24 protein-coding genes and 1 tRNA gene are annotated in these 26,153 nt (G+C 71.5%); 18 read left to right on the forward strand and 7 right to left on the reverse strand.

The features are described from left to right. The first annotated feature begins 406 nt into the window (after window positions 1-406). The 7 genes from ACFYWM_RS31415 (at window position 407) to ACFYWM_RS31445 (ending at window position 4,450) form a co-directional block, all read left to right on the forward strand. Window positions 407-748, forward strand: a complete 342-nt coding sequence (locus ACFYWM_RS31415; RefSeq protein WP_389920975.1) for a hypothetical protein — start codon at window positions 407-409, stop codon at window positions 746-748. Next, window positions 745-1,065, forward strand: coding sequence for a hypothetical protein (locus tag ACFYWM_RS31420; RefSeq protein WP_389920977.1), 321 nt, complete (start codon window positions 745-747; stop codon window positions 1,063-1,065). The genes ACFYWM_RS31415 and ACFYWM_RS31420 overlap by 4 nt, the downstream gene beginning before the upstream one ends. A 145-nt stretch (window positions 1,066-1,210) precedes the next feature. Further along, a complete protein-coding gene (locus tag ACFYWM_RS31425; RefSeq protein ID WP_389920980.1) occupies window positions 1,211-1,444 on the forward strand; it encodes a hypothetical protein in 234 nt (77 codons plus the stop codon). A gap of 831 nt (window positions 1,445-2,275) precedes the next feature. After that, the gene (locus ACFYWM_RS31430; protein ID WP_389920983.1) at window positions 2,276-2,668 is read left to right on the forward strand and encodes a C40 family peptidase; all 393 of its coding nucleotides are present in this window, start codon (window positions 2,276-2,278) and stop codon (window positions 2,666-2,668) included. Window positions 2,669-2,985: 317 nt separating this feature from the next. Further along, window positions 2,986-3,060 (forward strand) — tRNA-Arg (locus ACFYWM_RS31435). A 146-nt stretch (window positions 3,061-3,206) separates the two neighbouring features. After that, complete coding sequence (locus ACFYWM_RS31440) at window positions 3,207-3,839, forward strand: hypothetical protein (RefSeq protein WP_389920985.1); 633 nt, start codon at window positions 3,207-3,209, stop codon at window positions 3,837-3,839. A gap of 32 nt (window positions 3,840-3,871) precedes the next feature. After that, window positions 3,872-4,450: a dihydrofolate reductase family protein gene (locus ACFYWM_RS31445; RefSeq protein WP_389920988.1), complete on the forward strand. Its 579-nt coding sequence runs from the start codon at window positions 3,872-3,874 to the stop codon at window positions 4,448-4,450. Here the strand turns inward: ACFYWM_RS31445 and ACFYWM_RS31450 are convergent. Next, entirely contained in the window at window positions 4,432-5,142 is a 711-nt protein-coding gene (locus ACFYWM_RS31450) for a helix-turn-helix domain-containing protein (protein ID WP_389920991.1), read from the reverse strand. The two genes, ACFYWM_RS31445 and ACFYWM_RS31450, sit on opposite strands and share 19 nt — an antisense overlap. A 256-nt stretch (window positions 5,143-5,398) precedes the next feature. On the opposite strand from ACFYWM_RS31450, the gene ACFYWM_RS31455 reads away from it, so the two are divergent. The 6 genes from ACFYWM_RS31455 (at window position 5,399) to ACFYWM_RS31480 (ending at window position 12,103) form a co-directional block, all read left to right on the forward strand. After that, complete coding sequence (locus ACFYWM_RS31455; protein ID WP_389920993.1) at window positions 5,399-6,025, forward strand: class I SAM-dependent methyltransferase; 627 nt, start codon at window positions 5,399-5,401, stop codon at window positions 6,023-6,025. 696 nt (window positions 6,026-6,721) lie between these two features. Further along, window positions 6,722-7,669: a carbohydrate kinase family protein gene (locus ACFYWM_RS31460; RefSeq protein ID WP_389920996.1), complete on the forward strand. Its 948-nt coding sequence runs from the start codon at window positions 6,722-6,724 to the stop codon at window positions 7,667-7,669. Then, window positions 7,666-8,970: an alpha-glucosidase/alpha-galactosidase gene (locus ACFYWM_RS31465; protein WP_389920998.1), complete on the forward strand. Its 1,305-nt coding sequence runs from the start codon at window positions 7,666-7,668 to the stop codon at window positions 8,968-8,970. Before ACFYWM_RS31460 ends, ACFYWM_RS31465 begins: the two co-directional genes overlap by 4 nt. Continuing rightward, window positions 8,970-10,238, forward strand: a complete 1,269-nt coding sequence (locus tag ACFYWM_RS31470; protein WP_389921001.1) for an ABC transporter substrate-binding protein — start codon at window positions 8,970-8,972, stop codon at window positions 10,236-10,238. The genes ACFYWM_RS31465 and ACFYWM_RS31470 overlap by 1 nt, the downstream gene beginning before the upstream one ends. 129 nt (window positions 10,239-10,367) lie before the next feature. Continuing rightward, a complete protein-coding gene (locus ACFYWM_RS31475) occupies window positions 10,368-11,291 on the forward strand; it encodes a carbohydrate ABC transporter permease (protein WP_389921004.1) in 924 nt (307 codons plus the stop codon). Then, window positions 11,291-12,103 (forward strand): carbohydrate ABC transporter permease, encoded by an 813-nt coding sequence (locus ACFYWM_RS31480; protein ID WP_389921006.1) that lies wholly within the window; start codon window positions 11,291-11,293, stop codon window positions 12,101-12,103. The genes ACFYWM_RS31475 and ACFYWM_RS31480 overlap by 1 nt, the downstream gene beginning before the upstream one ends. Before the next feature lie 127 nt (window positions 12,104-12,230). Here ACFYWM_RS31480 and ACFYWM_RS31485 read toward each other — a convergent pair whose 3' ends face one another. Beyond that, window positions 12,231-13,016 carry a DeoR/GlpR family DNA-binding transcription regulator gene (locus ACFYWM_RS31485; RefSeq protein ID WP_389921009.1) on the reverse strand — a complete coding sequence of 262 codons (786 nt, stop codon included), beginning with the start codon at window positions 13,014-13,016 and terminating at the stop codon, window positions 12,231-12,233. Window positions 13,017-13,307: 291 nt separating this feature from the next. On the opposite strand from ACFYWM_RS31485, the gene ACFYWM_RS31490 reads away from it, so the two are divergent. The 3 genes from ACFYWM_RS31490 to ACFYWM_RS31500 all read left to right on the forward strand — a co-directional run bounded on the left by ACFYWM_RS31490 (window position 13,308) and on the right by ACFYWM_RS31500 (window position 16,018). Beyond that, window positions 13,308-14,177 carry an SIS domain-containing protein gene (locus ACFYWM_RS31490; protein WP_389921012.1) on the forward strand — a complete coding sequence of 290 codons (870 nt, stop codon included), beginning with the start codon at window positions 13,308-13,310 and terminating at the stop codon, window positions 14,175-14,177. 2 nt (window positions 14,178-14,179) lie between these two features. Beyond that, window positions 14,180-15,085 carry a 1-phosphofructokinase family hexose kinase gene (locus tag ACFYWM_RS31495; protein ID WP_389921016.1) on the forward strand — a complete coding sequence of 302 codons (906 nt, stop codon included), beginning with the start codon at window positions 14,180-14,182 and terminating at the stop codon, window positions 15,083-15,085. 93 nt (window positions 15,086-15,178) lie between these two features. After that, window positions 15,179-16,018, forward strand: a complete 840-nt coding sequence (locus tag ACFYWM_RS31500) for a class II fructose-bisphosphate aldolase (RefSeq protein WP_389921020.1) — start codon at window positions 15,179-15,181, stop codon at window positions 16,016-16,018. A gap of 132 nt (window positions 16,019-16,150) precedes the next feature. On the opposite strand, the gene ACFYWM_RS31505 is transcribed toward ACFYWM_RS31500, so the two are convergent. From ACFYWM_RS31505 to ACFYWM_RS31515, 3 genes are all read right to left on the reverse strand, one after another. Next, the gene (locus tag ACFYWM_RS31505; RefSeq protein ID WP_389921022.1) at window positions 16,151-17,299 is read right to left on the reverse strand and encodes an NAD(P)/FAD-dependent oxidoreductase; all 1,149 of its coding nucleotides are present in this window, start codon (window positions 17,297-17,299) and stop codon (window positions 16,151-16,153) included. Between the two features lie 249 nt (window positions 17,300-17,548). After that, window positions 17,549-18,514: an LLM class F420-dependent oxidoreductase gene (locus tag ACFYWM_RS31510; protein WP_389921024.1), complete on the reverse strand. Its 966-nt coding sequence runs from the start codon at window positions 18,512-18,514 to the stop codon at window positions 17,549-17,551. Window positions 18,515-18,575: 61 nt separating this feature from the next. Beyond that, the gene (locus tag ACFYWM_RS31515; protein ID WP_389921025.1) at window positions 18,576-19,946 is read right to left on the reverse strand and encodes an NAD(P)/FAD-dependent oxidoreductase; all 1,371 of its coding nucleotides are present in this window, start codon (window positions 19,944-19,946) and stop codon (window positions 18,576-18,578) included. A gap of 478 nt (window positions 19,947-20,424) precedes the next feature. On the opposite strand from ACFYWM_RS31515, the gene ctaD reads away from it, so the two are divergent. Further along, window positions 20,425-22,125: a cytochrome c oxidase subunit I gene (ctaD, locus tag ACFYWM_RS31520; RefSeq protein WP_389921028.1), complete on the forward strand. Its 1,701-nt coding sequence runs from the start codon at window positions 20,425-20,427 to the stop codon at window positions 22,123-22,125. A 97-nt stretch (window positions 22,126-22,222) separates the two neighbouring features. Here ctaD and mshB read toward each other — a convergent pair whose 3' ends face one another. Together mshB and ACFYWM_RS31530 are read right to left on the reverse strand one after the other, a co-directional pair. Then, complete coding sequence (gene mshB, locus ACFYWM_RS31525) at window positions 22,223-23,074, reverse strand: N-acetyl-1-D-myo-inositol-2-amino-2-deoxy-alpha-D-glucopyranoside deacetylase (RefSeq protein ID WP_389921031.1); 852 nt, start codon at window positions 23,072-23,074, stop codon at window positions 22,223-22,225. Between the two features lie 74 nt (window positions 23,075-23,148). Further along, on the reverse strand, window positions 23,149-24,159 hold the full coding sequence (locus ACFYWM_RS31530) for a hypothetical protein (protein WP_389921034.1): 1,011 nt from the start codon (window positions 24,157-24,159) through the stop codon (window positions 23,149-23,151). A gap of 622 nt (window positions 24,160-24,781) precedes the next feature. Here ACFYWM_RS31530 and mshA point away from each other — a divergent pair. Then, the gene (gene mshA / locus ACFYWM_RS31535) at window positions 24,782-26,059 is read left to right on the forward strand and encodes a D-inositol-3-phosphate glycosyltransferase (protein ID WP_389921036.1); all 1,278 of its coding nucleotides are present in this window, start codon (window positions 24,782-24,784) and stop codon (window positions 26,057-26,059) included. Window positions 26,060-26,153: the final 94 nt, after the last annotated feature.

The following is a 26,153-nucleotide window of genomic DNA, read 5'->3' on the forward strand; positions in this document are numbered from 1 at the left end:
TGTGATCATGCAAGTTGCACGCGACACTGCAAGCAGTGGTTCGACTACGAAGAGTAATTATGGAGTGGGGGTGTCCGGACGTCACCGCCACCGTCGTTGGTTGAAGGAAGTCATGATGGACTTGGTTCCTCTCGTTAGGGAGTCCAGGCGGGCACCCTGCCGCCTGCGTCCCCACTCAGATCAGCCCTCACCAGGCCATTCCGGCTGGGCTGCAGGCATCGCCTCTCGGCCCGCTCCGGGCGAACGATCACCTGCGCATTGAATCGAGCGTTGCTCGCCCCGTCTTCGTACCGGCCCACCCGGCCGGTACGGCGTACCCCTCCAGATCCTTCCCTGCTCCACAGAGCGGGCCCGTCCCACGCTGCGAACGACCGGACGGGCCCTTGATCGGATGGAGGTCCAATCAGTGAGAGATGGTAGTTCCACCCACCCAGAACCGACCAGCCCCACCACGACGATTCCCGGCTGGCGGTTGATCCTCAGCGACGCCGGACGGCTGTGGGCCAGCCGGGAGAGGCCCTTCTCCCCGGCGGCGACTCAGGCCGGGGTCGAACGGACCGTCGACGCCGACGACCTGGAGGCGTTGCGGGCCGAGACCGACCGGCAGGAGGACTTCGCCCGCGAGGCGGACGAGCAGGCGGCACGCGAACAGGAGACGCGAGAGGCCCCTGCCCCGGAAGAGCGGGAACAGAAGACGCGAGAGCGGGAGACGTCGGAACGGGAGCAGGCCGGGCGGGTGATCTCGTGATCCGCCGCTGTCTGGCCGCGGCCCGGGGCCGTCACCGCGACGGCCAGGCCGTCGCCCAGGTCCCGCGCTACACCTGGGACCACGAGGCGCGGGCCGAGGCCGCGATGCTGGAGATCACCTGGCCGGGCTGGTCGGTGCTGTACGGCACCGGCAGCCGCCTCTTCCATGCCATCGCCACCTGGCCCACCTCCGAACCGCTGATCATCTGCGATCGGACCGTCGACGGGCTGAAGAACCAGATGCGCGAGGCCGAGATGACCGCGCTCCTGCACCGCTGGGCACTCACCTCCGGCTCGGCCGGTATCGGTCACTTCTGACGAGCGGGCACGGCGACCCCCTCTCTTCCCCGATCCAGGGGCGCCGTGCCGTCCAAGACGTACCGCGCGAGGCCGAAACGCGGTGCGTGACACGAGCGGGCCGTCCACCCGGCCCGTTCGCCTCCTTCAGGCAGGAGCCTCCGCAGTGAACCTCCCGCACCAGGATTCACTCGCCGTATTGCGCCAGAACTTTCCCGGCTGGTACATCGACCACGACACGGTTCTCGGCCGCTGGATCGCGGTGCGCTATCGGCCCCTCACCATCCAGGAGGCAAAGGCCGGCGCCAAGTACTTCCTCCAACGCGGCTGCCCAGAACGGCTCAAGGTCGCGCTGGCCGACCAGACGGAACTCGCCCGCCGCACCCGTACCGTCCCCTGAACCGGTGCGGCCAGTACGGTCCGTCCCATGACGTGGTGGTGACAGAACCGATTACTGGGCGGGGTCCGCATCGCACCCCGCGAAGGGTGATTTCGGACCCGGTCACCTTTCTGGCGAGATGCTTCACGCGTTATCCACAGAATCACGTTCGGCTTGTTGGCGATCATCTCATCCCGCCGATCCTGGGGCCTCGATCCTTCATCGAGCCCAAGGAGGGCTTGCGTGATCACGACACTCGTCACCGTCACCATCCTCTCGGCGGCCCTCGCGGGAAGCTCCCAGCTCCCCGCGCCCCGCCTCTCCCCGGAAGCCTGCGACGCCTGGGGCCGCCTCCTCTCCCTCTCCCGGGCCGCTCCACCGGACGGCACCCCTCACTGGCTGCCGGAGGAGATCCGCACCGCCCTCGCCGCGGCCTGCGAGGCATGGTCTCCGCTCTCTCAGGACGCGGGTGGTGGCCGATCGACGTCCTCACGGGAATTCTTCCCGGCCCTGCCCTCGGACCCGAGGGACGAATGGCCGTCCGGGCCCTCGGAAGCGGACGGTGAGTGGGCGTTCGACTCATCCACTTCAGAAGAGGGAAGGCCGGTGGAGCCCTCGGACGTCTCGGATGTGTGGGTCGGCTCGTCGTCCTCGGCGGAGCAGGGAGATCCACGGTCCTCCTCCGGGCCTGGATCCTCGCGGGCGGGTGCCAAGCGGTCGCGGGGCCTCTCCGAGGGGCGGAGGGCGCCCTCCGGGCGAGGGGTGGCGTCCTCCCGGGGAAAGGCCCTCTCCGGTGGGCGGGCGGCACCTTCGCGAGGAAAGGCGGTGGCCTCACGTGAAAAGGCTCTGGCTTTGAGAGGTCGGATCGCGGCCATCACGGCACTCCGCCAGGTCGGCAAACCATACGTGTGGGGCGGCGGTTCGAGCACGGGTCCGACCGGCGGGGGTTTCGACTGCTCAGGGCTCGCCCTGCACGCCTGGGCCAAGGCCGGGGCCAGGCTCACCCACTACACCGGTGCCCAGTTCAGGCAGGGCCGCCGAGTGCCCTTCTCCCGGCTCCGTCCGGGAGACCTGGTCTTCTTCGGCGGGGGCACCGGAGACCCCACCCACGTGGGTGTCTACGTCAAGGACGGTGTCATGGTCCACGCCCCCAAGACCGGCGACGTCGTCAGGACGGCCGACTTCGCCGCCTCGCCCTACTATCTCTCCCGCTACCGGGGCGCCGTCCGCCCCACCCCGAGCTGACTCGCCCCTGCCCGGTTCCGCTCGCGCTTGGCCCGGCTCCGTTCGCCCCGACCTGGACAGGTCCTGCCTGGACAGGTCCTGCCTGGCCAGGTTCTACCTGATCCGCCGCTGCCCATCCCGCCCAGGCGTCGCCCCGTCCCGTTCGATGGCGTCCTGTTCCATCCGGCGCCCGTCCGTGCCGCCCTGTCGGCGCCTGGCTGTCCCGATGGCCTCTCGCTCCCGGCTTTCCCGTCGCCCTCGACCTGCCTTGGAGATCACTCGCTTCCCTAACCGAGTGTCGGTTTCCCTCAGGATGCTGGTAATGTAATCACGCGTTGGCCCCCTTAGCTCAGGGGATAGAGCACCGGCCTCCGGAGCCGGGAGCGCAAGTTCGAATCTTGCAGGGGGCACCAGCGATCCATCAGGGGAAACCCGGCAACGACCTGCGGCAACGCAGGTCGTTTTGCGTTCCAGGACGTGTTGCCCGATGCCACTGTTCACGCACCAGGAGCGTACCGATCAACGTGTCGGCCTTCCTCGCCACTTCGGTGGAGCGCGCTTGAAGCTGGTGAATCGGGGTGCGCCGATCTGTGCTGTTGGCGATGATGGTCAATTGATCATGCGGGGCACTGATGAGACGAACGCGGCTATGACGCCAAGCCGGAAACGGATTCGGCGGAAGCTTGTCGCGGCTTTCGCCGGGACCGCCCTGCTGATCTCCTGCGGCGCTCCTCCTGGGGGAGCTGCCAGCCCGCGGGCCGCTGTTGACGCCTACGTGAGGGGGCTGAACGCGCGCGACGCGAACGGTCTCGCTCGGCTCGCCCCGGTGGGCAACGACGCGACCGACGAAATCCGGCAGCGGCTCGTCGCGGATGGAGGGCAGGCCATCCGGCTCTACGACGTCGTCATGAGAAGCGACATCTCACCGGACGTCGTGAACGCACACGTGGCCGGCCACAGCACCGCCGGGCGTTATGACGAGACCTTCGTCGTGACCCTGAACGAGGGCCGCTGGTACATCGCTCTGGGTTCACACCCGAACCCGAAGAAGACTCCGGCCTCGACAAGCCGTACCGCAGTCGTTTCTGTACAAGACGGGTGCGGTGGCCGTTCCCTAGCATGCAGGGGCGTGGGCGCTTCGCCGTGGTGCGCCGGCATGGCGCCGCGGTCCGCTCAACGATCTACATGGTGACCTCGTCGCCTGACCGTGGGGAGAACAAGGACATGCGTGATCTGGTCTATACGGGGTTCGTCTCGCTCGACGGTGTCGTGGACTCTCCGGGCGGTGGGCCGGACGAGGAGCACCGCAGCGGTGGCTGGGTGGTCAATGACATCGAGTTCCTGCCCGAGGCCTTCTCGCTCAAGGGCGAGGAGCTTGAGGACACGACGGCGCTGATGTTCGGCCGCCGGAGCTACGAGGTGTTCGCGCCGGTCTGGCGCGACTCGGAGGACCACGCCGCCTACAAGGAGCTGCCCAAGTACGTGGTCTCGGCCACGCTGTCCGACGACGCCCTCGTCGAGGGATGGGGCCCGACGACGATCCTGCGCTCGGTCGATGACATCGTCCAGCTCAAGAAGAGCGAGGGCGGTGCGATCTTCATCCACGGGAGTGCGGAGCTCGCCCGGCGCCTGTCGGACGCGGGCCTGATCGACCGGTACAACCTGCTCGTCTTCCCTGTGCTGCTCGGAGCCGGGAAGAGCCTGTTCAGCAGGGAGGACAGGGCCAAGCAGACGCTGACCCTCCGGGAGTCCGCGGCCTACCCGAACGGCATCGTGAAGATGATCTACGACGTCGTCAGCTGATCCAGGCTAAGGGCGATCACACCGCCGGTGCCCTCGCGGAGTTGTCGCGCCGTACGGCCGACATACCGGCGCAGCGCGCGGGCCAGGTGCGGCTCGTCGAAGTAGTCGAGCCCGGAGACGACATCGGCGATCGGGGCGCCGGCGGCCAGGAGGGCCGAGGCTTCGCGTGCGCGTTCGATCTGCCGTACGGCGCCCTGGGTGAGGCCGGTCGCCGCGCGGAACCGGCGTTCGACGGTGCGTTCCGAGACCGCTGGGCGATGACCTCGGCGTACCTCGGTGACGAGCGGGTCGCGGATCACGATTCCGGAGCGGACAAGACGGTCGACCAGGGCCTCGGCGTCGTCGGGGCCGGGCGTCTCCCAGCGGACGCCGTCCAGCCGGAAGGTCCCGCGCGTGGTGTCGGGGAGCTCGGCGCCCCCGTCGACCAGGATCGGCGTGGGCACGGCCCGGAGCGACGTGCCCACGGCGAACTCGATACCGACGAAGGTCGCGTCCTCCGGCACCGGTGCGGTGCCGGTCCTGGTCTCGGGGCCGGAGACGCTCGCGTACGCCGTGCCTTCACGCTGCCAGAACACCAGGCCCCAGCACGCCGTCGCGACGGAGGTCATCTCCGTGACCTGCTCGCTCGTGGAGGTCCACACGGTGTCGATCCACGATGAGCCGGACGCGCGTGTCTCGAACCGTAGTGGCACGGGAGAAGGATATGCGCGGTGCTCTTCCTGTCCATCCCGTTTTCGGCTGTCGTGGTATGTCGACGCTCGACGGGCCGGGCAGGTGGAACGGTGCCGGCGGCCGGTTCGTTACAGGGGAGACCGGGCGTCCGGCCGATCGGGCAGAGCGTGACACCGGGCGGGCGGGGGTTCGGCGGGATGACGGTGGGGGTGCGGTCGTCGTCTCGGTGAGGGCGATTTTCGCCGTCTCGTGGCGGTGATCCGGAAGGGGGGCTCGATGCGTGCTACCACGGACGCCGACGTGCGGCGGGTGTTCGACCGGATGGCGGACCGCTATGACGACCAGATGCGGGTCTGGGAGCGGCGCCTGTTTCCGGGGAGCCGGGAGTGGGCCGTCAAGCAGGCGCGCGGACGCACCGTGGAGATCGCGGTCGGTACCGGGCTCAACCTGCCGCTGTACGGGGCCGACGTCGAGGTGATCGGGATCGAGCTGTCCGAGCGCATGCTGGAACTGGCGCGGCGGCGGGTGGCGCGGGATGCTCTCGGCGAGCGGGTGGAGCTGCGGCAGGGCGATGTGCAGCGTCTGGAGCTGCCCGACGGCAGCGCCGACACCGTGCTGTCCACGTTCACGATGTGCACCATCCCGGACCCGGCGGCCGCGGCGCGCGAGGCCTACCGCGTGCTCAGGCCGGGGGGACGGTTCGTGCTGGCCGAGCACGGGCCGTCGAGCAACCCGATCATCCGGGCCGGGATGCGGCTGGTGGAACCGGCGTTCGTCCGGTTCGAGGCCGACTATCTCACCCGCGATCCCCGGCCGTTCCTGGAGCGGGCCGGTTTCCGGATCGAGTCGGTGTCCCGGATGGCACGCGGTGTCAGCTTCCGGGTGCTGGCCGTCCGGCCGTGACCCGCCGCCGTCCACCCGTCGGGCCTGAAATGTAGATCAGCACTGGAAGGCGGGAAGCGCCGTCCAGCGGTCTTCCGTACCTTCCACGCTTTCGTGCCCTTCACGGGCTGAGCCGCTCGCGTCCTGCGTGTTCCGCGCGTCCTGCGTGTGAGGCCGGGAAGTGCGCTGTCCTCGCGCGCCGGGGCTTCCGATGGTGATCTCCCGCTCCGAGGTCGAGCGAGGTCGGAGGGGGGCGGGGGGCGGCGGTGAGTGGGCTGTTTTGAGGAGTGATGGCCATGTGACCGATTTTTAATGATTGAAATGGTTGCTTTTCACGCACAAGCGCGCAATTCTGTGACGAAACGAGAGGAGAGACGAACCTCGCGTGCTGGCATGAGTCCTACGGTTATGGGCCATGTCACTCCGGCGCCTGTGGCGAGGGTGCTGGCGGAGAGTGCGGAACAGTGCGCAGGCCATCATGAGTCCGAACTCCGTTCATGAGGAGTCACATGCGTCTCCGAGCAACCGTTTCCCCCGTCTCCCCGGGTTCTTTCGCCGCTCAAGGTCTCCTGACCGCATCCAGCTTCGCCTGCCCCCCGGACCCGCGTCAGGTCCGCGTTCAAGTCCCGTACCCGGATCGGATCCGGGGCCGTGCGCGCGCGTTCGGCGTCCCGCGGAAGAGGTCCGGTTCGGGGGCCTGTCGTGTCCGGCAGCGCGGTGTCTGAGTTCGACCTGCTGGTCGTCGGCGACGCCAACCCGGACGTGGTGCTCTCCGGGGCGCCGCGCGGGCTCGCGTACGGGCAGCGGGAGGAACTGGTGGCGGGTGGCGCGCTCGTGCTCGGCGGGTCGGGCGCGATCACCGCGTGCGGCGCGGCCCGACTCGGGTTGCGTACGGCCTTCGCGGGGCTCGTCGGTGACGATGAGGCCGGCGGGTTCGTCCTCCGGAGCCTGTCCGAGCGTGGCGTGGACGTGTCGCTCTGCTCGGTCGGCGAGCGGCCGACCGCTCTCACCGTCGTCCTGGTGAACGGGGAGGACCGGGCCATCCTCACCGCGCCCGGCTCCCTGCCCCACATGACCGTGGACGGGCTCCCCGCGGACCTCGCCAGGCACGTCCACGCGTCCTCGTACTTCCTGCAGCCCGCCCTGGCGAAAGGCCTGCCCGCGTTCTTCGAGCGGGTGAGGCGGGCGGGGGCCACCACGTCGCTCGACACGAACGACGACCCCGAGGGGAGGTGGCTCGGCCTGGACGAGGTCCTCGCCGTCACCGACGTCCTGCTGCCCAACGCCGCCGAGGCACTGGCCATCGCCGCCACAAGCCCTCTGGCCCGAGATGTCCCGGGGACGGGTGATCCAGGGGCGGACGCCCTGGAGAGGGCGGTGGAGGCGCTCGCCGGGCGCGGGCCGCTGCCGGTTGTCAAGAATGGTTCCGCGGGTACTCTGAGCTGGGCCGATGGCGGACTGGTGCACGTCGGTGCGCCGTCCGCCGACCCGGTCGACACGGTGGGCGCCGGTGACAGTTTCAACGCGGGCTTCCTCGCCGCCAGGCTGCGTGGCCTGACCCTGCGGGCGAGCATGCGCGTGGCCGCGGCCTGCGGCTCCCTATCCACTCGTGCGGCGGGCGGCACGGCCGCCCAGCCCCTCTGGGACGAGGTTCACCTCCCATGAAGATCGCATTCCTCGGCGCGGGCAGTGTCGAGTTCACCCAGGGCCTGCTGGCCGATCTGTTCGCCTTCCCCGACCTGGACGGCCTGGAGATCGCCCTGCACGACATCGACCCCGAGCGCCTCGACACCGCCGAGGCGGCCGCCAGGGTCATAGCGGGGGCGGGGGAGAGACCGGGCGGGAGGACGGCGAAGATCTCCGCGCACCTGGAGAGGCGGCGCGCCCTGGAGGGGGCCGACTTCGTCATCAACATCATCCAGGTCGGCATGATCGACGCGACCCGGGTCGACTTCGAGATCCCCGCCCGCTACGGCCTGCGCCAGACGATAGCCGACACGATCGGGGTCGGCGGGATCTTCCGGGCGCTGCGGACCTTCCCCGTGCTGGAGGGGATCGGCCGGGACATCGCCGAGGTCTGCCCGGACGCCTGGTTGCTCAACTACACCAACCCGATGGCCATGAACGTCTGGTACCTGGCCGCCGCCACGCCGGTCCGCAACGTCGTGGGCCTGTGCCACTCGGTCTTCTGGACCGCGCACGACCTGGCCGGGCTGGTCGGCGTGCCGTTCGAGAAGGTGAACTACCTCGCGGCCGGGGTCAACCACCAGGCGTGGATGTTGCGCTTCGAGTCCGGGGGCGAGGACCTCTACCCCAGGCTCGACGAGGCCATCGCCCGCGACCCGGAGCTGCTGCGCCGGGTGCGCGTGGACATGTACCGGCGGCTCGGCTACTACCCGACCGAGACCAGCGAGCACTCCTCCGAGTACGTGCCGTGGTACCTGCGCGACCCGGCAGAGGTGGAGCGGCTGCGCATCCCGGTGGGCGCCTACCTCGGCATCAGCGAGGAGAACGTGCGTCGCTACGAGGCGACCAGGGACGCCCTGCGGGCGGGCAGGTCCCTGGAGGTCGAGGCCACCATGGAGTACGCCCCGCAGATCGTGCACAGCATGGCGACGGGGACGCCCCGGGTGATCCACGGCAATGTGGTGAACAAGGGGCTGATCTCCAACCTGCCGGACGGTTGTGTCGTCGAGGTGCCGTGCCTGGTCGACGCGCTCGGCGTGCGGCCCACCGCGGTGGGCGAGCTTCCCGCGCAGTGCGCCGCGCTCAACCGCTCGTACGTCAACGTCAACGATCTCACCGTCAGGGCCGCCGTCGAGGGCCGCCCCGAGCACGTGCGGCACGCGGTGATGGCCGACCCCAACGCCGCCGCCTCCCTGACCGTCGAGCAGATCTGGGAGCTCTGCGACGACCTGGTCCGCGCCCACGGCGACCTGCTCCCCGAACCCCTCAGGAGTGTGTGATGAAACGAAGCGTGGTGCTGCTCCTGCTGGCCGCGTTGCTGGCGGGCTGCGGATCCGGGGCGAAGGACGACGCCTCCGGGCCGGTCGAGGTGGTGTGGTGGCACGGCCAGGTCGAGAGCCAGGCCGAGACGCTGGAGAAGCTGGTCGCGGAGTACAACGCCGCCCACCCCGACGTCAAGATCGTCACCGCCGTCGGCACCACCAACGTCGACAACATGCTGCAGAAGGTCCAGGCCGCGCTGGCCGGGGGCAAGGCGCCCGACATCGCCTACATGTACGGGTCGTGGATGGCGCACCTCGCCAAGAGCCCGCAGGTGTACGACCTGGCCTCGACGGTGAAGGACCCGGCGTTCGGCTGGGACGACTTCTGGCCGCCCGAGCGGGCCGTGTCCGAGGTGGACGGCAAGGTCGTCGGGATCCCGGCGGTCGTCGACAACCTCGCGGTGATCTACAACAAGAAGCTCTTCGACGCCGCAGGGGTGCCCTACCCCTCGGCCGACTGGACCTGGGACGACTTCCGCGCCGCCGCGGCCAAGCTGACCCGCGACGGGGTGTACGGCACCGCCTACCCGGTCGCCGGGGGCGAGGACACCGTGTGGCGGTTCTGGCCGCAGCTCTGGCAGCAGGGCGGGAGCATCCTGTCGCCGGACGGGAAGAAGGCGGCCTTCGACACCCCGCAGGCCGTGCAGGCCCTCGACCTGTGGGGCGCGATGGCCCGTCAGGACAAGTCCGTCTATCTCGATCAGAACGGTGAGAAGTTCCTCCCGCTCTTCCAGAGCGGCAAGGTCGGGATGATCGTCGCGGGGCCGTGGGCACTGTTCGACATCATCGAGCACAAGGTCTCGTACGGCGTGCAGGTCATGCCCGGCTACGCGGGCAACCACGAGACCGTCGCCGGGCCCGACAACTGGGTCGTCTTCAACAACGGCGACCGGCGGGCCAAGGCCGCGGCCGCCTTCCTGACCTGGCTCACCCGGCCAGAGCAGGACGCCCGCTGGAGCCTCGGACTCGGCAACCTGCCGCTCCGCAAGGCCACCATGGAGCTGCCCGCCTACAAGAAGTTCACCGAGGACTTCCCCGACGTGGACGTCTTCACCGAGAACCTGGACAACGCCAAGAAGGCGCGTCCCGCCGTACAGGCCTATCCCGAGCTGTCGGAGAAGGTCGGCGACGCGATCGCGAGCGTGCTCATCGGCGGGACCCCGGCGGCCGAGGCGCTGGCGACGGCGGCGCGGGAGAGCGACCGGATCCTGGAGAAGTCCCGGTGAGCCCGGCCGGGGCGGCGTCCGCGAGGGAGGCGGGGGCACCGGGTGCGGGGCGTTCGTGCCGGGCTTCGGCCGCCATGGCGCGGGGTGCGGGGCGTTCATGTCGGGCTTCGGGCGTGAGGGCGCGGGCCGATGGGTGACTCGCGCGCGGGGGCGGTGGCGGTGGCCCGCGTGGGCACGCGGGCGCGGAAGGGGTGGCGGCTGCCCGACCTGACCGGCTGGGGGTTCGTGCTCCCCGCCTCCCTGGTGATCGTCGGTCTGTCGATCTTCCCCGCGATCTGGGCGCTGCTGCTCTCGCTCAGGGACGGCGACCTCATCACCGGCGGGTCGTACGTGGGCCTGCAGAACTACCGCGACATGCTCGACGACACCGCCCTGCACGCGGCGGCCGGGCACACCCTGCTCTACACCGTGCTGTTCGTGCCGGGCTCGATCGTCCTGGGGCTGGTGCTGGCGACGGCGCTGAACCTGCCGATCCGGTTCATCGGGCTCTACCGCACCTGCATCTTCGTCCCGTACGTCGTCTCGGCCGCCGCCACCGGCATCCTGGCCAACTTCGTCTTCGACCCGGACTTCGGCATCGTCAACGCCGCGTTCAGGGCGCTCGGCCTGCCGGGGATGGGCTTCCTGCAGGACCCCGACCAGGCGATGATCACGCTCGTCGTGGTCTCGCTCTGGGGCGGGGTCGGCATGCCCGCCGTGGTCTACCTGGCCGCGCTGCAGGACATCCCGAAGCAGCTGGTCGAGGCGGCGCGGGTGGACGGGGCCGAGCGCAGGCACGTCTTCCGGCACGTCACCCTGCCCCAGCTGCGCCCGGCCACCGTGTTCCTCGCGATCTGGCAGACCATCACGGCGCTGCAGCTCTTCGACCTCGTCTACACCACGACCAAGGGACAGCCCCTCGACTCGACGACGGTGATCGTGTTCTACCTCTACCGGCAGGCCTTCCAGCTCTTCCACTCCGGGTACGGGGCGGCCGTCGCCTACGGCCTGTTCGTGGTCACGCTGGTCGCGTCGGCCGGGGCCCTCTGGTACACCCGTCGCGCGGAGGCCTGATGAAACGCCCCTGGCTCGCCCATCTGATCCTGGCGCCCACCGCCCTCGTCTTCGTGGCGCCCCTGCTGTGGATGACGCTGACCGCGTTCATGCCGGACGCCGAGATCAACCGGTATCCCCCCACGCTGTGGCCCTCGGAGTTCAGCCTCGACGGGTTCACCCGGATCTTCACCGAGGACGACTACCCGCGCTGGCTGCTCAACACCGTCGTCGTCTCGGCGGTCGCGGTCGCCGGGCACGTGGTCCTGTGCTCCCTGGCCGGGTACGGTTTCGCCCGGCTCAAATTCCCCGGGCGTACGGCCGGCTTCACCGCGATCATGGCGACGATCATGATCCCGGCGCAGGTGCTGATGATCCCGACGTTCATGATGTTCCGCGGCCTGGGTCTGATCGACACCCTGGGCGCGGCCTTCGTGCCCTGGCTGGCCTCGGCGTTCGGAGTCTTCCTGATGCGCCAGTTCTTCCTGTCGCTGCCGCGCGAGCTGGAGGAGGCGGCCAGGATCGACGGCTGCTCGCAGCTGGGGGTGTTCTTCAGGATCGTGCTCCCGCTGGCCAGGCCCGCCCTGGCCGCGCTGGTCGTCTTCACCCTGCTCGGCTCGTGGAACGACCTCATCTGGCCGCTCATCTCGATCAGCTCGGAGGAGACCTACACGCTGCAGATGGGCCTGTCCACGTTCGCGGGCGCCCGGCACACCGAGTGGTCGGCCCTGATGGCGGGCAACGTCGTCGCGGTCCTCCCGCTCGTCGCCGCCTTCGTCCTGGCCCAGCGGCACTTCATCGCCACCATGTCGTTCAGCGGCCTCAAGGGGTGACCGTCTGGCTCGAAGGCCCCTTCGGGACCGCTCCGGGGGGTTCTCCGACGGTCCTCCGAGGTGCCCGCCTCAGGGGCCCTCCGGTGGTTCCCCGGGGTGACCCGCCTCGGGGTACCACCGGAGCGCCTCAAGCCTGGATGACCTCGATCCCGGCGTCCGCGAAGCGCCGGACCGTGACGGCGGGGGCGTCGCCGTCGGTGACGAGGACGTCGATGTCCTCGCAGGGGCAGATCCTGGCGAACGCCCGCATGCCGAGCTTGGAGGAGTCGGCCACGACGACCACCCGGTGGGCGCGGGAGGCCATCAGCCGGTTGATCCCGGCCTCGCCCTCGTGGTGGGCGAAGGCGCCCCGCTCGGGGTCGAGCGCGTCCACGCCGAGGATCGCGACGTCGAGGGAGATCTCCCGCAGCACGCCGTCGGCGAGCGGCCCGATCAGCTCGTACGACGCGGGCATTGCGACGCCCCCGATGACCACCAGCTTGACGTGCCTGCGCACGACGAGCTCGTTGGCGATGTTGAGCGCGTTGGTGACCAGGGTGAGGCTCGGCTCGCCGCCCTGGCGGTGCAGGTCGGCGCTCGTCGCCAGCGAACGGGCGACCTCGGTGGTCGTGGTGCCGCCGTTCAGCCCGACGACCGCGCCCGCCGACACCAGCGCCGCGGCGGCCGTGGCGATCCGGTGCTTCTCCGGCGCGTGCCGCGCCGCCTTGTACTGCAGCGGCAGGTCGTAGGAGATCGCGTTGACGACGGCGCCGCCGCGGGTCCTGGTCAGCATCTGCTGGCGGTCGAGGTGGTCGAGGTCGCGGCGGACGGTGGCCGCCGACACCCCCAGCTCACCGGCCACGGCGTCCACCTCGACCTTGCCGTCCCTCGCCAGGATCGCGAGCAGCGCGTTCCACCGGTCGTGGCTCGTCATGAGTTTCCTCCTCGCCGTTTCCGCGCGTCCCCGCGCGTCCCCGGCCGTTCGTGGTCGTCCCGGGCCGTCCCGGGGCGTCGTCCGGCGAGCCGTCGGCCGTCCCGATGAGGTCCCGGCCGTGTCCGGCCGTGTCCGCCCGTTCTCGCCGGTCCCGCCCGTTTCCGCTGCCCCGTCCGTTCCTGCCTGTGCCGCTCCGCGAAGCGTATCGAGCATTGAAACAATTACTATTGCTCATACATGCTCAAATATGGCATGTTGCAAGCATAAATAAGCATCCACGAGGAGGCGCACGTGACGTACGTCCTGCGGGAGATCGCCAGCCAGCCCGCGTGCTGGCGTCAGGCGCTGGATATCGGCGCGGCGAACCCGGCGGGCCTGCCGGAGGCCGGTGAGCGCGTCGCCGTGGTCGGCTGCGGCACCTCGCTCTACATGGCGCAGGCCTACGCGGTCCTGCGCGAGCGGTCGGGGCAGGGGGAGACCGACGCCTTCCCCGCCTCCGAGGTGCCCGCGCGCCGCTACGACAGGCTGGTGGCGATCACCAGGTCCGGGACCACGACGGAGGTGCTGCACGCCCTGGAGGCGGCCGGGGACATCCCGACGGTCGCCGTCACCGCCGATCCCGAGACCCCGGTGACGGGTCTGGCCGGGACGGTGATCGCGCTGGAGTTCGCCGACGAGCGCTCGGTCGTGCAGACCCGTTTCGCCACCAGCGGGCTCGCCCTGCTCCGCGCGCACCTCGGGGAGGCCCCCGCCGACCTCGCGGCCCAGGCCGAGACCGCGCTCGCCGCGCCGCTCCCCGAGGGGGCGCTCTCGCGGCGGCAGTTCACCTTCCTCGGCGCCGGCTGGACCAACGGCCTGGCCCAGGAGGCGGCCCTGAAGCTCAGGGAGGCCGCGCTGGCCTGGTCGGAGGCGTACCCCGCGATGGAGTACCGGCACGGCCCGATCAGTATCGCCGACGAGAACAGCCTGGTGTGGTTCTTCGGCGGCCAGGAGGAGCTGCTCGACGACGTCGCCCGCACCGGCGCCCTGACCACGGTCACCGCCCTCGACCCGCTGGCCGACCTGATCCGGGCCCAGCGGCTCGCGGTGGAGCTGGCCCGCTCGCGCGGCCTCGACCCGGACACCCCGCGCAACCTGACCCGTTCGGTGATCCTCCAGTAGTCATGGGCGAGATCGTCACCGTCACCCTCAACGCCGCGCTGGACGTCACCTACGAGGTGGAGGCGCTGGTGCCGAACGCCACGCACCGCGTCACCGCCGTCCACCATCGCGCCGGGGGCAAGGGCGTCAACGTCGCCCGCGTCCTCGCCACCCTCGGTGCCGGGGTCGTCGCCACCGGGCTGGCGGGCGGGAGCACCGGCGAGCGGATCACCGCGGACCTCGCGGCGGAGGGTGTCCCGGCCCGCTTCGCGCCGGTGGCGGGCGACTCCCGCCGGACCGTGACGGTGGTCGCGGACGGCGACGCCACGATCTTCAACGAGCCGGGACCGGCCGTCACCCCGGGGGAGTGGCGGGAGTTCCTCGCCCTGTTCCTGGAGCTGTGCCGGGACGCCCGGGTCGTCGTGCTGTCGGGCAGCCTGCCGCCCGGCGTCGCCCCCGGCGCGTACGCCGAGCTGGTGACGGGCGCCCGCGCGCTCGGCGTACGCGTGCTGCTGGACGCCGACGGCGAGGCCCTTGGGCTCGGGGTGGCCGCGGGCCCCGACATCGTCAAGCCGAACGCCGCCGAACTCGAACGGGTCGCCGGTCCCGGCCCCGCGGAGGAGACCGCCTCGCGGCTGCTCGGCGCGGGCGCGGGGGCGGTGGTCGTCTCCCGGGGAGCGGGCGGCCTGCTCGCCGTCACCCCCGGCGGCAGCTGGTCCGCCCGCCCGCCCCGGCGGCTGCCGGGCAACCCCACCGGTGCCGGGGACGCCGCCGCGGCCGCGCTCGCCAGGGCGCTGCTCGGCCCCGGCCCGATCGACTGGCCCGCCGTCCTCGCCGACGCGGTCGCGCTGTCCGCCGCCGCCGTGCTGTCCCCGGTCGCCGGGACCGTCGACCTCGCCGCCTACCGCGTCCTGTCCCAGGAGACGTAATGCCAGTCGACCTCGCCATCTACCGCGTCCTGTCCCAGGAGACGTAATGCCAGTCGACCTCGCCATCTACCGCGCTCTGTCCCAGGAGACGTAATGCCGCTCGCCACGACAGCTTCGATCGTCACCTCCGCCGACGGCGGGGCGTGCGCCTTCAACATCATCACCCTGGAGCACGCCGAGGCCGTCGTGGTCGCCGCCGAGCGGGAGGGGATCCCGGTGATCCTCCAGATCAGCGAGAACGCCGTACGGTTCCGCCTCGGCAGCCCACGCCCCCTCGCCGCCGCCGCGCGCGCCCTCGCGGAGGCCGCCCCGGTGCCCGTCGCCCTCCACCTGGACCACGTCACCGAGGACGCGCTCCTGTACGAGGCCGCCGAGGCGGGGTTCGGGTCGGTCATGTACGACGCGTCGCGGGACCCGTACGAGACCAACCTCGCCAGGACGGAGGCCGCCGCGCGCTGGGCGCGGGAGAACGGCCTGTGGCTGGAGGCCGAGCTGGGCGAGGTGGGCGGGAAGGACGGGGCGCACGCGCCCGGCGCGCGTACCGACCCCGCCGAGGCCGCCGCGTTCGTCGCCGCGACCGGGGTCGACGGCCTCGCGGTGGCGGTGGGCAGCTCCCACGCCATGACCTCGCGCAGCGCCAGGCTCGACCACGACCTGATCGCTGAGCTGCGCGCGGCGCTGCCGGACTCCGTCCCGCTGGTCCTGCACGGCTCCTCGGGCGTGCCCGACGACGAGCTCCGCCGGGCCGTCGCCGCCGGGATCAAGAAGATCAACATCGGGACGGCGCTGAACGTCGCCTTCACCGGCGCGCTCCGCGACTCCTTCGCCGGGAGACCCTCGGGCGCCGACCCCCGGCCCCGGCTGGAGGCCGCGCGGGAGGCCATGGCCGCCGAGACCGCCCACCTGCTCCGCGTCGTCTCCGGCCGGGACTGACCTCCCGGCGCCGCCCCGCGCCCGGTGCCAGCCGGACGTGACCGGAGGCGCCGTCCGGTGCCCGCTCGCTGCTCGGTGCCGGTCGGTCGCCGTGCTCGGCGCCGGTGCCGGTCGGTGATCGTGTCCGGGGGTTCAGCGTCGCCGGACGGTGTTCAGGAGCCAGCGGCGGGCCACGGCCAGCGCCAGCGGCGCCGGTACCGTCCCCGCGCCGAGGCCCACGTCGACCAGCAGGTCGAACACCTCCTTGCGGCGGGCGGCGGTGTCGATCGCGGCGTCGATGAAGCCGGGTGACTGGGAGGCGAGGGCGAGCACGTCGGTGGTGCGCAGGTGCCGCCCGAGGGCCCTGCCCAGTCCGCGCCGGTACGCGGGCAGCGGATCGCCCGGCGCCCGGACGGCGGCCTCCCCGGCGAGCCGGCCGGAGACCAGCGCGTAGAAGATGCCCTCGCCGGTGAGCGGGTTGACGAGACCGGCGGCGTCACCGGCGAGCAGCACCCGCCCGGAACCCGGCCTCGGCCGTCCGGGGGACAGCGGCAGGTGGTGGGCGCGCAGGTCACGGGCGCTCACGTGGGGCAGCAGCTCGGCGAGCCTGCCGTGCAGCACCTCCCTGCCCGGCCGGCCGGTGGCGTGCAGCCGGGGCAGGAGCATGCCGTAGCCGACGTTGGCGGTGCCGTCACCGATCGGGAACGACCACGCGTACGCGGGCCACCCGTCCCGCTGCATGAAGATGGACTGGACGTCGTCGCCGGCGGGCACGTCGGCGTAGCCGCGCACGGCGATCGCGGTGTGCCTCTCGGGGGAGGGGGAGACGCCGATGAGGCGCCGTACGGTCGAGTTGGCCCCGTCCGCGGCGACGACGGCGCGGGCGGTGACGGTGCCGTCGAGGACCACGCGGTCGCCGAGGACGGCGAGCCTGCGGACCTGGTGGCGGCGGACCTCGACGCCCCGGGCGCGGGCGGCGTCGACGAGGCGGGCGTCGAAGACCTTGCGGGGCACGACGTGGTTGGGCCGGGCGGAGGTGGCCGAGACGCGCGCGCCACCGGGGGAGACCACCGCCAGGCGCTGTGTCGGCCGGTAGTCGGCGATGAGGTCGGGGAGGCCCAGCAGGGCGAGCTCGTCGCGCCCGTGGGCGGCGATGCCGTCGCCGCAGGCCTTGTCGCGGGGGAAGTCGGCCCTGTCGAGCAGCAGGACCCGCGCCTCGGGCCTGAGCTGCCTCGCGCGCAGGGCGGCGGCCGCACCCGCGGGCCCGCCGCCGACGACCACCAGATCCCACACGTCATCCACCCCGGTGAGCCTTCCCCGTACGCCCGGGGGGAACCGCCGTCGCGGCGGGTGCCCCGGGCGGGGCCCGCCGCTCCCGGTTCTCCGGTTCTTTCGGCTCCTCCGGCTCCTCCGGCTCTTCCGGCTCCTCCGGCTCTTCCGGTTTTCCCGGTTCTCCCTGCGGGTGACGGGGCCGGAGCCGAAGGCGCGTGAGGTCCGGAGCCAAGGCGGGTGAGGTCCAGGGCCGGGGCGCGTGAGGCCCGGGGCCGGTGGCTAGAGGCTCCTCAGGGCGGGGAGCAGCTCCTTCTGCGACCATTCGAGGAACGAGTCCTGGTGCTCGTGGCCGATCTGGACCAGGGCGACGTGGGTGAAACCGGCGTCGGTGTAGGCGCGTACCGCCTCGACCACGGCGTCCACGTCGGGGCCGCACGGCACCTTCGCCGCGACGTCCTCGGGCCGCACGGTCTCGGCGGAGGCGGCGAAGTTGACGGGCCCGGGAAGCTCGGCCATCACCTTCCACCCGGCCAGCGACCAGCGCCACAGCCGGTGCGCCCGCTCCCTGGCGGCCTTCATGTCGGGGTCGTAGCAGATGGCGAGCTGGCCGTAGACGGGCTTGCCCGTGCCGCCCTCGCCGGAGAACAGGCGTACCAGGTCCGCGTCGGGGTCGACGGCGACCAGCCCGTCGCCGTGCTCGGCGGCGATCCTCCCCGACCGGCCGCCGGAGGCGGCGATCGCCAGCGGGACGGGCCGGTCGGGCAGGTCGAACAGCTTGGCCGAGTCGACGTCGAAGAACTCGCCGCGGTAGTTGACGTAGCCGCCCTCGAACAGCTCCCTGATGATCTGGACGGCCTCGCGGAACATCTCGTGCCGGGTGTCGGCCGAGGGCCAGCCCTGGCCGATCACGTGCTCGTTGAGGTTCTCCCCGGCGCCCAGTCCCAGCGTGAAGCGGCCCTCGCTCAGCACGCCCATGGTCGCCGCCTTCTGCGCCACCACGACGGGGTGGTAGCGCATGATCGGGCAGGTCACGTAGGTCATCAAGGGCAGCCGCCGGGTGGCCTGCGCCGCCGCGCCGAGCACCGACCAGGCGTAGGGGGAGTGGCCCATCTCCTCCAGCCAGGGGAAGTAGTGGTCGGAGATGACCGCGTAGTCGAAGCCGACCCGCTCGGCGGTGGTGACGTCCTTGACCAGCTGCCTGGCGGGCGTCTGCTCGCACATCATCGTGTAACCGATCTCTGCCATACCCCGCCCCTACCCGGCTCCCCGGAGGCATCGCCGGAAGGGCCGAAAATCTCGTGGTCCTTTACGAATCTCCCGCTTTCGACGCGGCCTTCGCCTTCCGCGAGGCACTCTTCTTCGACGACTTCCCGTCCGATCCGTGGGGGGTCTCGGGGACGGTGTGCTTGAGCGGGACCGCCTGACCGCGGACCACGTCCAGCTGGACGGTCTGGCGGGGTACCAGCAGGTCCAGCAACCAGCTCCCCGCGATGCGCGCCCGGTTGCGCGGGATGGACAGCAGGTGGTAGCCCCGGGCGACCGCCTTGGCCAGGATGCCCGACAGCGGCACGCCCAGCGGGTTCGCGGCGGCGCCGGTCCCGCCCAGGTCGACGACGAACCCCAGGTCGCTGTGCTTGTACGGCAGGAGCCGCCCGTGGCCGTAGGAGGCGGCGACGTTGCGGGCCGCGCGCCTGCCCTGGCGGCTGGCGTGCTGGGCGGTCATCGCGGTGTACTCGCCCGGCCGGGTGAGGTCGGGAACGGCGGCCGCGTCGCCGCAGGCGAAGATCTCCGGGTGGCCGGGGACCCTCAGGTACTCGTCGACGAGCAGGCGCCCCTTCTCGGTCGGCAGCCCCAGGGACTCCACCATCGGGTCGGGACGCACCCCGACGCACCAGATCAGGGACCTGGTCGCCACGAACTCCCCGTCGGAGAGCTTGACCCCCTCCGCCGTCGCCTCGGCCACGCTCGTACCGGTGCGGATCTCCATGCCCCGCTCGGACAGCGTCCGGTGCGCGGTCCGGGACAGGCGCTCGTCCAGCTCGGGGAGGATGCGCGGGGCGATGTCGGCGAGGATCCAGCGCACCGGCTGGTCGCGCAGCCCCGGCCGCCGCCCGCGGATGTCGAGCGTGAGCAGCTGACCCTGCGCCGCGACCTCGGTCCCGGTGTACCCGGCGCCCACGACCACGAACGTGCACCTGGCCCCGCGCTCCTCGGGGTCGTCGGACGCGTCGGCGAGCTCGATCTGGCGGATCAGGTGGTCGCGCAGGTAGAGGGCCTCGGCGATGCTGCGGAAGCCGTGGGCGTACTCGGCGACGCCGGGGACGGGGAGCAGCTTGTTGACGCTGCCGACCGCGACCACCAGGCGGTCGTAGCCCAGCTCGCGGTGGTTGCCCTCGGTGTCGGTGCACTTCACGCGGCGCGCCTCGATGTCGACGCGGTCCACCGTGGCGAGCAGGTGCCGCACCCCGGGCTGGTTGCCCGCCAGCGGGACCGCGACCTTGCGCGGGTCGAGGATGCCCGCCGCGACCTCCGGCAGCAGGGGCAGGTAGAGGAAGTAGTCGGTCGGATTGATCAGGACGATCTCGATCGCCCCCTTCGCGATCCGGGAGAGGGTACGGACGGCGGTGAAACCCGCGAACCCTCCTCCGATCACGACGACTCGTTGTCGCTGGGCCATGAGGTTGCTCCTTTCTGCACTCCGTTTCCAGCGGCGTGCCCTGTCTGCCCCCGGGTCAAGCGCGACGGGCCGTCCGATGTTGCCCGGGGGATGTGGGCGGGCCGGGCCGGACCCGTGCCGTCGGGCGGCGGGGCGGGTGGGTGGCGGAAGGCGGACAAGAGGGATTAATCGCAAGGTCATCGCGCGGACAAGATGACGGCGCGGGCGAGTGGGAGCCGCTTTCCCTGGGGATGGCCGGGGGAAGGCGGCGGGAATCGGATGCCGCGCCGCTTCGGGGGCGGTCCGGCTCGGGGAGGGGCCGGTTCGGGGGCGGTCCGGTTTGCGGGCGGTCCGGTTCGTGGGGACGTGCCGGTTCGGGTGCGGTCCGGTCCGGTGCGGTTCGGTTCGGTTCGGTTCGGGGGAACGTGCCGGTTCGGGTGCGGTTCAGTTCGTGGAAACGTGCCGGTTCGGGGGCGGGCCGGGTCGAGGGGGGTGGGTCGTGACGACCTTCGAACAGTCACGCGAGGAGCCGCTGACCTCACCGCTGGCACCGCGCGGGAAGGCGCCGGGCTCGATCGTCGTACGCTGGCTCACGAGCACGGACCACAAGGTCATCGGCTACATGTATCTGATCACCTCGTTCGTCTTCTTCATGTTCGCCGGGCTGATGGCCCTGGTCATCCGGGCGGAGCTCGTCCACCCGGGGATGCAGGTGGTGAGCAACGCCCAGTACAACCAGCTGTTCACCATGCACGGCACCCTCATGCTGCTGCTGTTCGCCACGCCGCTGTTCGCCGGGTTCGCCAACGTGGTCATGCCGCTGCAGATCGGCGCGCCCGACGTGGCCTTCCCCCGGCTCAACATGGTCAGCTTCTGGCTCTTCCTGTTCGGCGGCCTCATCGCGAGCCTCGGGTTCTTCACCGACGGGGGTGCCGCCGACTTCGGCTGGACGGGGTACCCGCCGCTCTCCCGCGCCACCCACTCCCCGCAGCTCGGCGGCGACCTGTGGGTCGCGGGCCTGGTGATGTCCGGACTCGGCACGATCCTGGGCTCGGTGAACTTCATCACCACGATCATCTGCATGCGGGCCCCCGGGATGACGATGTTCCGCATGCCGATCTTCACCTGGAACACGCTGCTCACCGGCGTACTGGTGCTGATGGCCTTCCCGGTGCTGGCCGCCGCGCTGCTCGCCCTGCTGGCCGACCGGAAGTTCGGCACCCACATCTACGAGCCGCGGACCGGCGGGCCGATCCTGTGGCAGCACCTGTTCTGGTTCTTCGGCCATCCGGAGGTCTACGTCATCGCGCTGCCGTTCTTCGGCATCATCACCGAGGTGATCCCCGTCTTCAGCCGCAAGCCGCTGTTCGGCTACATCGGCCTGGTGGGCGCGACGATCGCCATCTCGGGCCTGTCGATGACGGTGTGGGCACACCACATGTTCGCCACCGGGCAGGTGTTACTGCCGTTCTTCTCGTTCATGTCCTTCCTGATAGCGATCCCGACCGGGGTGAAGTTCTTCAACTGGGTCGGCACCATGTGGCGCGGGCACCTGTCGTTCCAGACGCCGATGCTGTTCGCGTTCGGCTTCCTGGTGACGTTCCTGTTCGGCGGGCTGACCGGCGTCATCCTGGCCTCACCGCCGCTGGACTTCCATGTGACCGACTCGTACTTCGTGGTCGGGCACTTCCACTACGTGGTCTTCGGCACCGTGGTGTTCGCGATGTTCGCGGGCTTCTACTTCTGGTGGCCGAAGATGACGGGCAAGATGCTGAACGAGAAGCTGGGCAAGTGGCACTTCTGGACGCTGTTCATCGGCTTCCACGCCACCTTCTTCGTCCATCACCTGCTGGGCGCGCACGGCATGCCGCGCCGCTACGCCGACTACAGCGTGCTCGACGGCTTCACCGGGCTCAACGTGATCTCCTCGGCCGGCGCGTTCCTGCTGGGCGCCTCCACGCTGCCGTTCATCTACAACCTCTGGTACACCGCGCGCCACGCTCCGCGCGTGACGGTGGACGACCCGTGGGGGTACGGCAACTCGCTGGAGTGGGCCACCTCCTGCCCGCCTCCCCGGCACAACTTCACCTCGATCCCCACCATCCGCTCCGAGCGCCCGGCCTTCGACCTGCACCACCCGAGGGCGGGGATGCAGCCACGCCAGCTCGACCCGGCCACCGGGCTCAAGGAGGAGATCTGACCGTTCGCTCCCTCGTGACCGGTCACGTCGCAGTAGCGACAGGCCGGGCCGCGCGGCCGGTGGCGGCGCCGGGAGGACGGGTCAACAGGTCGACGGGTCAGCCGAAGAGGCCGGTCTCGCGGCCGTCCTCGCCGGGCGGGCCCGGCTCTCCCGCCAGCAGCGTGTAGTACTCCACGCCCAGCGCGGGCTGCCCCACGTTGTCGGAGAGCGCGAAGAACGAGCCGTCCACGCTCAGCTGGGTGCGGTGCGCGCGCAGTGCGGTGATCTTGGCGCCTAGATGGGCCCTCGCGTCGACCCGCGTCGTCACCCGCTCGCCCGGGACGCCGAAGCCGAACTCCTCGACGGAGCCGACCCGCTTGAACGGCCCGGTGCCCACCGCCCGCCCCAGCTCCTCCAGCGGCATGGCGGTGACGTAGAACCGGGAGGGCCGCCACGGCTCGCCCTCGCCGAAGGCCGGGTCGGGGGCCTTCTCGAACGCCCGCCACGCCACCCGGTGGGCCTGGATGTGGTCGGGATGGCCGTAGTAGCCGTTGTCGTCGTAGGTGACGACGACCTGGGGCCTGACCTCCCTGATGATCCGGACCAGCTCCGCGGCGGCCTCGTCGAGGTCGGCGCGGTGGAAGCAGTCCGGGTGGTCGTTGGACGGCGAGCCCATCATGCCGGAGTCGCGCCAGCGTCCCGGCCCGCCGAGGAAGCGGTGGTCGTGCACGCCGAGGGCCGCGCACGCCACCGCCAGCTCGCCCTCGCGGTACGGGCCCAGCCGGTTCTCCCGCCCGGCGGCGAGGTGGCCCAGCTCGGGCGGGACCACGTCGCCCTCCTCGCCCAGGGTGCACGTCACCAGGCAGACGTACGCGCCCTCGGCGACGTACCTCGCCATCGTGGCGCCCGTCCCGATGGACTCGTCGTCGGGGTGGGCGTGGACGAGGAGAATGCGACGGTCGTACGGCATGGCTCCGCTCGGCCCTCTCTGCTTCCGGGTTTCCGGGTTTCTGTAGTGATCGCCCGCCGGGCCTGCGGCGGGGGTCACCGCGCGTCGACGTACCCGCTCGCGGCGGCCCGGATCCCGGCCTGGAACCGGCTCACCGCGCTCAGGTTCTGGAGCAGCGCGCCGATGTGGCGGCGGCAGGTGCGCACCGACATCCCCAGCCTGCGGGCGACGGCCTCGTCGGTGAAGCCCTGGGCCAGCAAGGTGACGATGGCGTGCTGTATCTCGTCCGTCGCGCCCTGGTAGCCCAGGTCGGTGGCGGAGTAGGGGGTCGCGGAGTTCCACAGGTGCTCGAAGACCTCCGACAGGAACCCGACGACGGACAGGTCGCGGGCGGCGACCGCCCCCGGCGCCGCACCCGCCTCGCCCGGCCGGGACATGAAGGCGATCTCCCCGTCGAAGATCACGAGATGGTTCGGCAGCTGGGGCGTGGTGCGCACGCTGGCACCGGCCGCGATGAGCTTCTTGATGTGCCCTCTGGTGGGCAGGTCGGCGCGGGCGCTGTGCTGGTAGAGCATCCGCAGCCGCACCCCCCGCTCCAGCATGGCGAGGTTGCGCGTCAGCGTGTCGTCGAGGTCGGCCCAGGAGGGCGCGTTCGGCTCGACGCTCAGCATCTCGCGCTCGCACGCCTCCGCCGCCATGTGCAGCGATCCGCGCACGGCGGCGCCGTCGGGCAGCGACTCCACCGGGTTCGCCGGTTTCCTGGTGCGCTGCACCTCGTCGTACCCGTGCATCAGGGAGTGCATCTGCGCGCGGATGCCGGTGATCAGGTCGCGCCGGTGGTGGATCTCCGTCTCCATCGGCGATATCAGCGAGGCGGCGGCGATCTCCGGGTTCACCGGAACGAGGTTGGTCAGATGTCCCGGCTCCGGCCGGAGCAGGTGCAGGCGGGTCAGCCGTTCTATCGCGTCCTCGACGGTGCGGGGGTCGAGGCCGAGCTCGTCGGCGACGTCGTGGGCCTTACCGATATGGCCCCGGTGAAGTGCCCTGAAGTAGACGGAGGCGGTGTCCTCGTCCAGGGCACGTAGTTGGTCAGATAGTCCACCCACAAGCCTTATCCCCCTTGCGGCTATTCTTGCCAGAGTGTGCCAGAAAATTGCACAACATTGCTAGATAGTTGTGAAGAACTGTCTGGATCGCTTTCCGGATTACCGCCGGGGGCCGGCCGGGCCGAGGGGCCGTGAACGGGTCGACGGGCCGCGAAAGGCCGCCGCCGGATCTCTTCCGGGGGCCGCGAACGTAACCGCACACCAGGGCGCTGGCACCATCGGGGTGGCCAATTGTTGCCAATGTCCTGCGCCGTGACGTCGGCGTCAACAGGTTGACGACGCCGCGGGCGAGAGTGTCTGATCGTTCACAGTTCGCGACCGGCGCGTCCCGCCGGATCGCGACGACCACATCCGGCCCCCCGTGATCCCACGGCGGCCGGGCACGACTTCCGGATTCCGTCCCGGGAGAACGGCGGGGGCGCCGCGTGCGGCAGCCGTACCTCGCCGGACTCCTTCATGCCTCCGCCGGGATCCTGTGACGGCGCGGTCACCCGGGAGGCGGGACGGCTCGCGCCGCGCCGCCCGAGAACCCGGCGCCGGTGCCGCGGTTCCGGTCGCCGGAGATTCCCAGCCGCGGGAGCGGAGAACGACACGCCCCGGGCGAGTGCTCAAGCGGAGGTGAATGCCCGTGCCGCGACGCCTTCCCCTTCCCCGGAGGATCGCGACCGTCAGCGTCCTTACTTCCCCGTTCGCCCAGCCGGGCGGGGGTGACGCCGGGGGGCTCAACGTCTACATCGTCGAGGTCGCCCGGCGGATGGCGGCGCTGGGCGTCGAGGTGGACATCTTCACGCGCGCCGACGCCCCGGGCGCGCCGCCGCTGGCCGAGCTCGCCCCCGGCGTGCTGGTCAGGCATCTGGCCGCGGGACCGCCCAGGGAGCTCGACAAGAACGACCTTCCCGCCACCCTCGGCCCGTTCACCGCCGAGATGCTGCGCGCGGGGGCCGGCCGGGGACCGGACGGCGGGTACGACCTCGTGCACGCCCACCACTGGCTGGCCGGACGCGTGGGGGCGGTCGTCAAGACGCGCTGGGGCGTTCCCCTCGTGCAGTCCATGCACTCGCTCGGCGCGGTGAAGAACGCGTCGCTCGCGGCGGGCGACGAGCCCGAGCCCGCCGGGCGCATCGCGGGGGAGACGGAGGTGGTGGCCGCCGCCGACCGGCTCGTCGCCAACACCGTGCAGGAGGCCGACCAACTGGTCACGCTGTACGGGGCCGACCCGGCCAGGGTGCGGACCGTCAATCCCGGCGTCGACCTGTCCCTGTTCCGGCCGGGCTCGCGGGCCGGGGCCCGGCGCGCGCTCGGCCTCCCCCCGGACGCCGTCGTGCTGCTGTTCGCCGGGCGGGTGCAGCCCCTCAAGGCGCCGGACGTCCTGCTGCACGCCGCGGCCGGGATGATCCGCCGCACCCCCGCCCTCGCCGGGCGCCTCGTCGTGGCGATCGTGGGCGGGCCCAGCGGAGCCGGTTGGGGCCGCCCCGACCACCTGGGCAAGCTCGCCGCCACGCTCGGCCTCACCGGTCAGGTACGGCTGGAGCCGCCCTGCCCGCAGCCCAGGCTCGCCGACTGGTACCGGGCGGCGACCGCCGTCGTGGTGCCCTCCCACGCCGAGACGTTCGGGCTGGTGGCCGTCGAGGCCCAGGCGTGCGGCACCCCCGTGGTCGCCGCGGCCGTCGGCGGCCTGCGCACCGCGGTGCGGGACGGGGTCTCCGGCGTGCTCGTGGAGGGGCACGACCCGGCCGCGTACGCCCGCGTGCTCGGCGACCTCGTGGCCGCGCCGCGCCTGCTGCGGTCGCTCGGCGCGGGCGCGCTCGCCCACGCGTCCCGGTTCGGCTGGGACCAGGCGGTCGACAGGCTGACGGAGGTGTACGCCGACGCCGCCCGGATGGCGGCACCGTCCAGGTGACGGGGGCGGCGGGTGCGGCCGGTCGTGTCGTGCGGGTGGCGGGTGCGGCCTGGTCGTGTCGGCGGGTGTCGGCGGGTGTCGGCGGGTTTGGTGG

The sequence above is a fragment of the Streptosporangium sp. NPDC002721 genome (assembly GCF_042888905.1).
Classification (GTDB): domain Bacteria; phylum Actinomycetota; class Actinomycetes; order Streptosporangiales; family Streptosporangiaceae; genus Streptosporangium.

Bases quoted from the DNA above. Each gene is read 5' to 3' on its own strand.
- ACFYWM_RS31485 (WP_389921009.1), bottom strand. From the start codon at position 13,016: ATGACGAGCCACGACCGGTGGAACGCGCTGCTCGCGATCCTGGCGAGG.
- ACFYWM_RS31470 (WP_389921001.1), top strand. From the start codon at position 8,970: ATGAAACGAAGCGTGGTGCTGCTCCTGCTGGCCGCGTTGCTGGCGGGC.
- ACFYWM_RS31515 (WP_389921025.1), bottom strand. From the start codon at position 19,946: ATGGCCCAGCGACAACGAGTCGTCGTGATCGGAGGAGGGTTCGCGGGT.
- ACFYWM_RS31500 (WP_389921020.1), top strand. From the start codon at position 15,179: ATGCCGCTCGCCACGACAGCTTCGATCGTCACCTCCGCCGACGGCGGG.
- ACFYWM_RS31475 (WP_389921004.1), top strand. From the start codon at position 10,368: ATGGGTGACTCGCGCGCGGGGGCGGTGGCGGTGGCCCGCGTGGGCACG.
- ACFYWM_RS31455 (WP_389920993.1), top strand. From the start codon at position 5,399: ATGCGTGCTACCACGGACGCCGACGTGCGGCGGGTGTTCGACCGGATG.
- ACFYWM_RS31510 (WP_389921024.1), bottom strand. From the start codon at position 18,514: ATGGCAGAGATCGGTTACACGATGATGTGCGAGCAGACGCCCGCCAGG.
- ACFYWM_RS31445 (WP_389920988.1), top strand. From the start codon at position 3,872: ATGCGTGATCTGGTCTATACGGGGTTCGTCTCGCTCGACGGTGTCGTG.
- ACFYWM_RS31465 (WP_389920998.1), top strand. From the start codon at position 7,666: ATGAAGATCGCATTCCTCGGCGCGGGCAGTGTCGAGTTCACCCAGGGC.
- ACFYWM_RS31495 (WP_389921016.1), top strand. From the start codon at position 14,180: ATGGGCGAGATCGTCACCGTCACCCTCAACGCCGCGCTGGACGTCACC.
- mshA (WP_389921036.1), top strand. From the start codon at position 24,782: ATGCCCGTGCCGCGACGCCTTCCCCTTCCCCGGAGGATCGCGACCGTC.
- ACFYWM_RS31480 (WP_389921006.1), top strand. From the start codon at position 11,291: ATGAAACGCCCCTGGCTCGCCCATCTGATCCTGGCGCCCACCGCCCTC.
- mshB (WP_389921031.1), bottom strand. From the start codon at position 23,074: ATGCCGTACGACCGTCGCATTCTCCTCGTCCACGCCCACCCCGACGAC.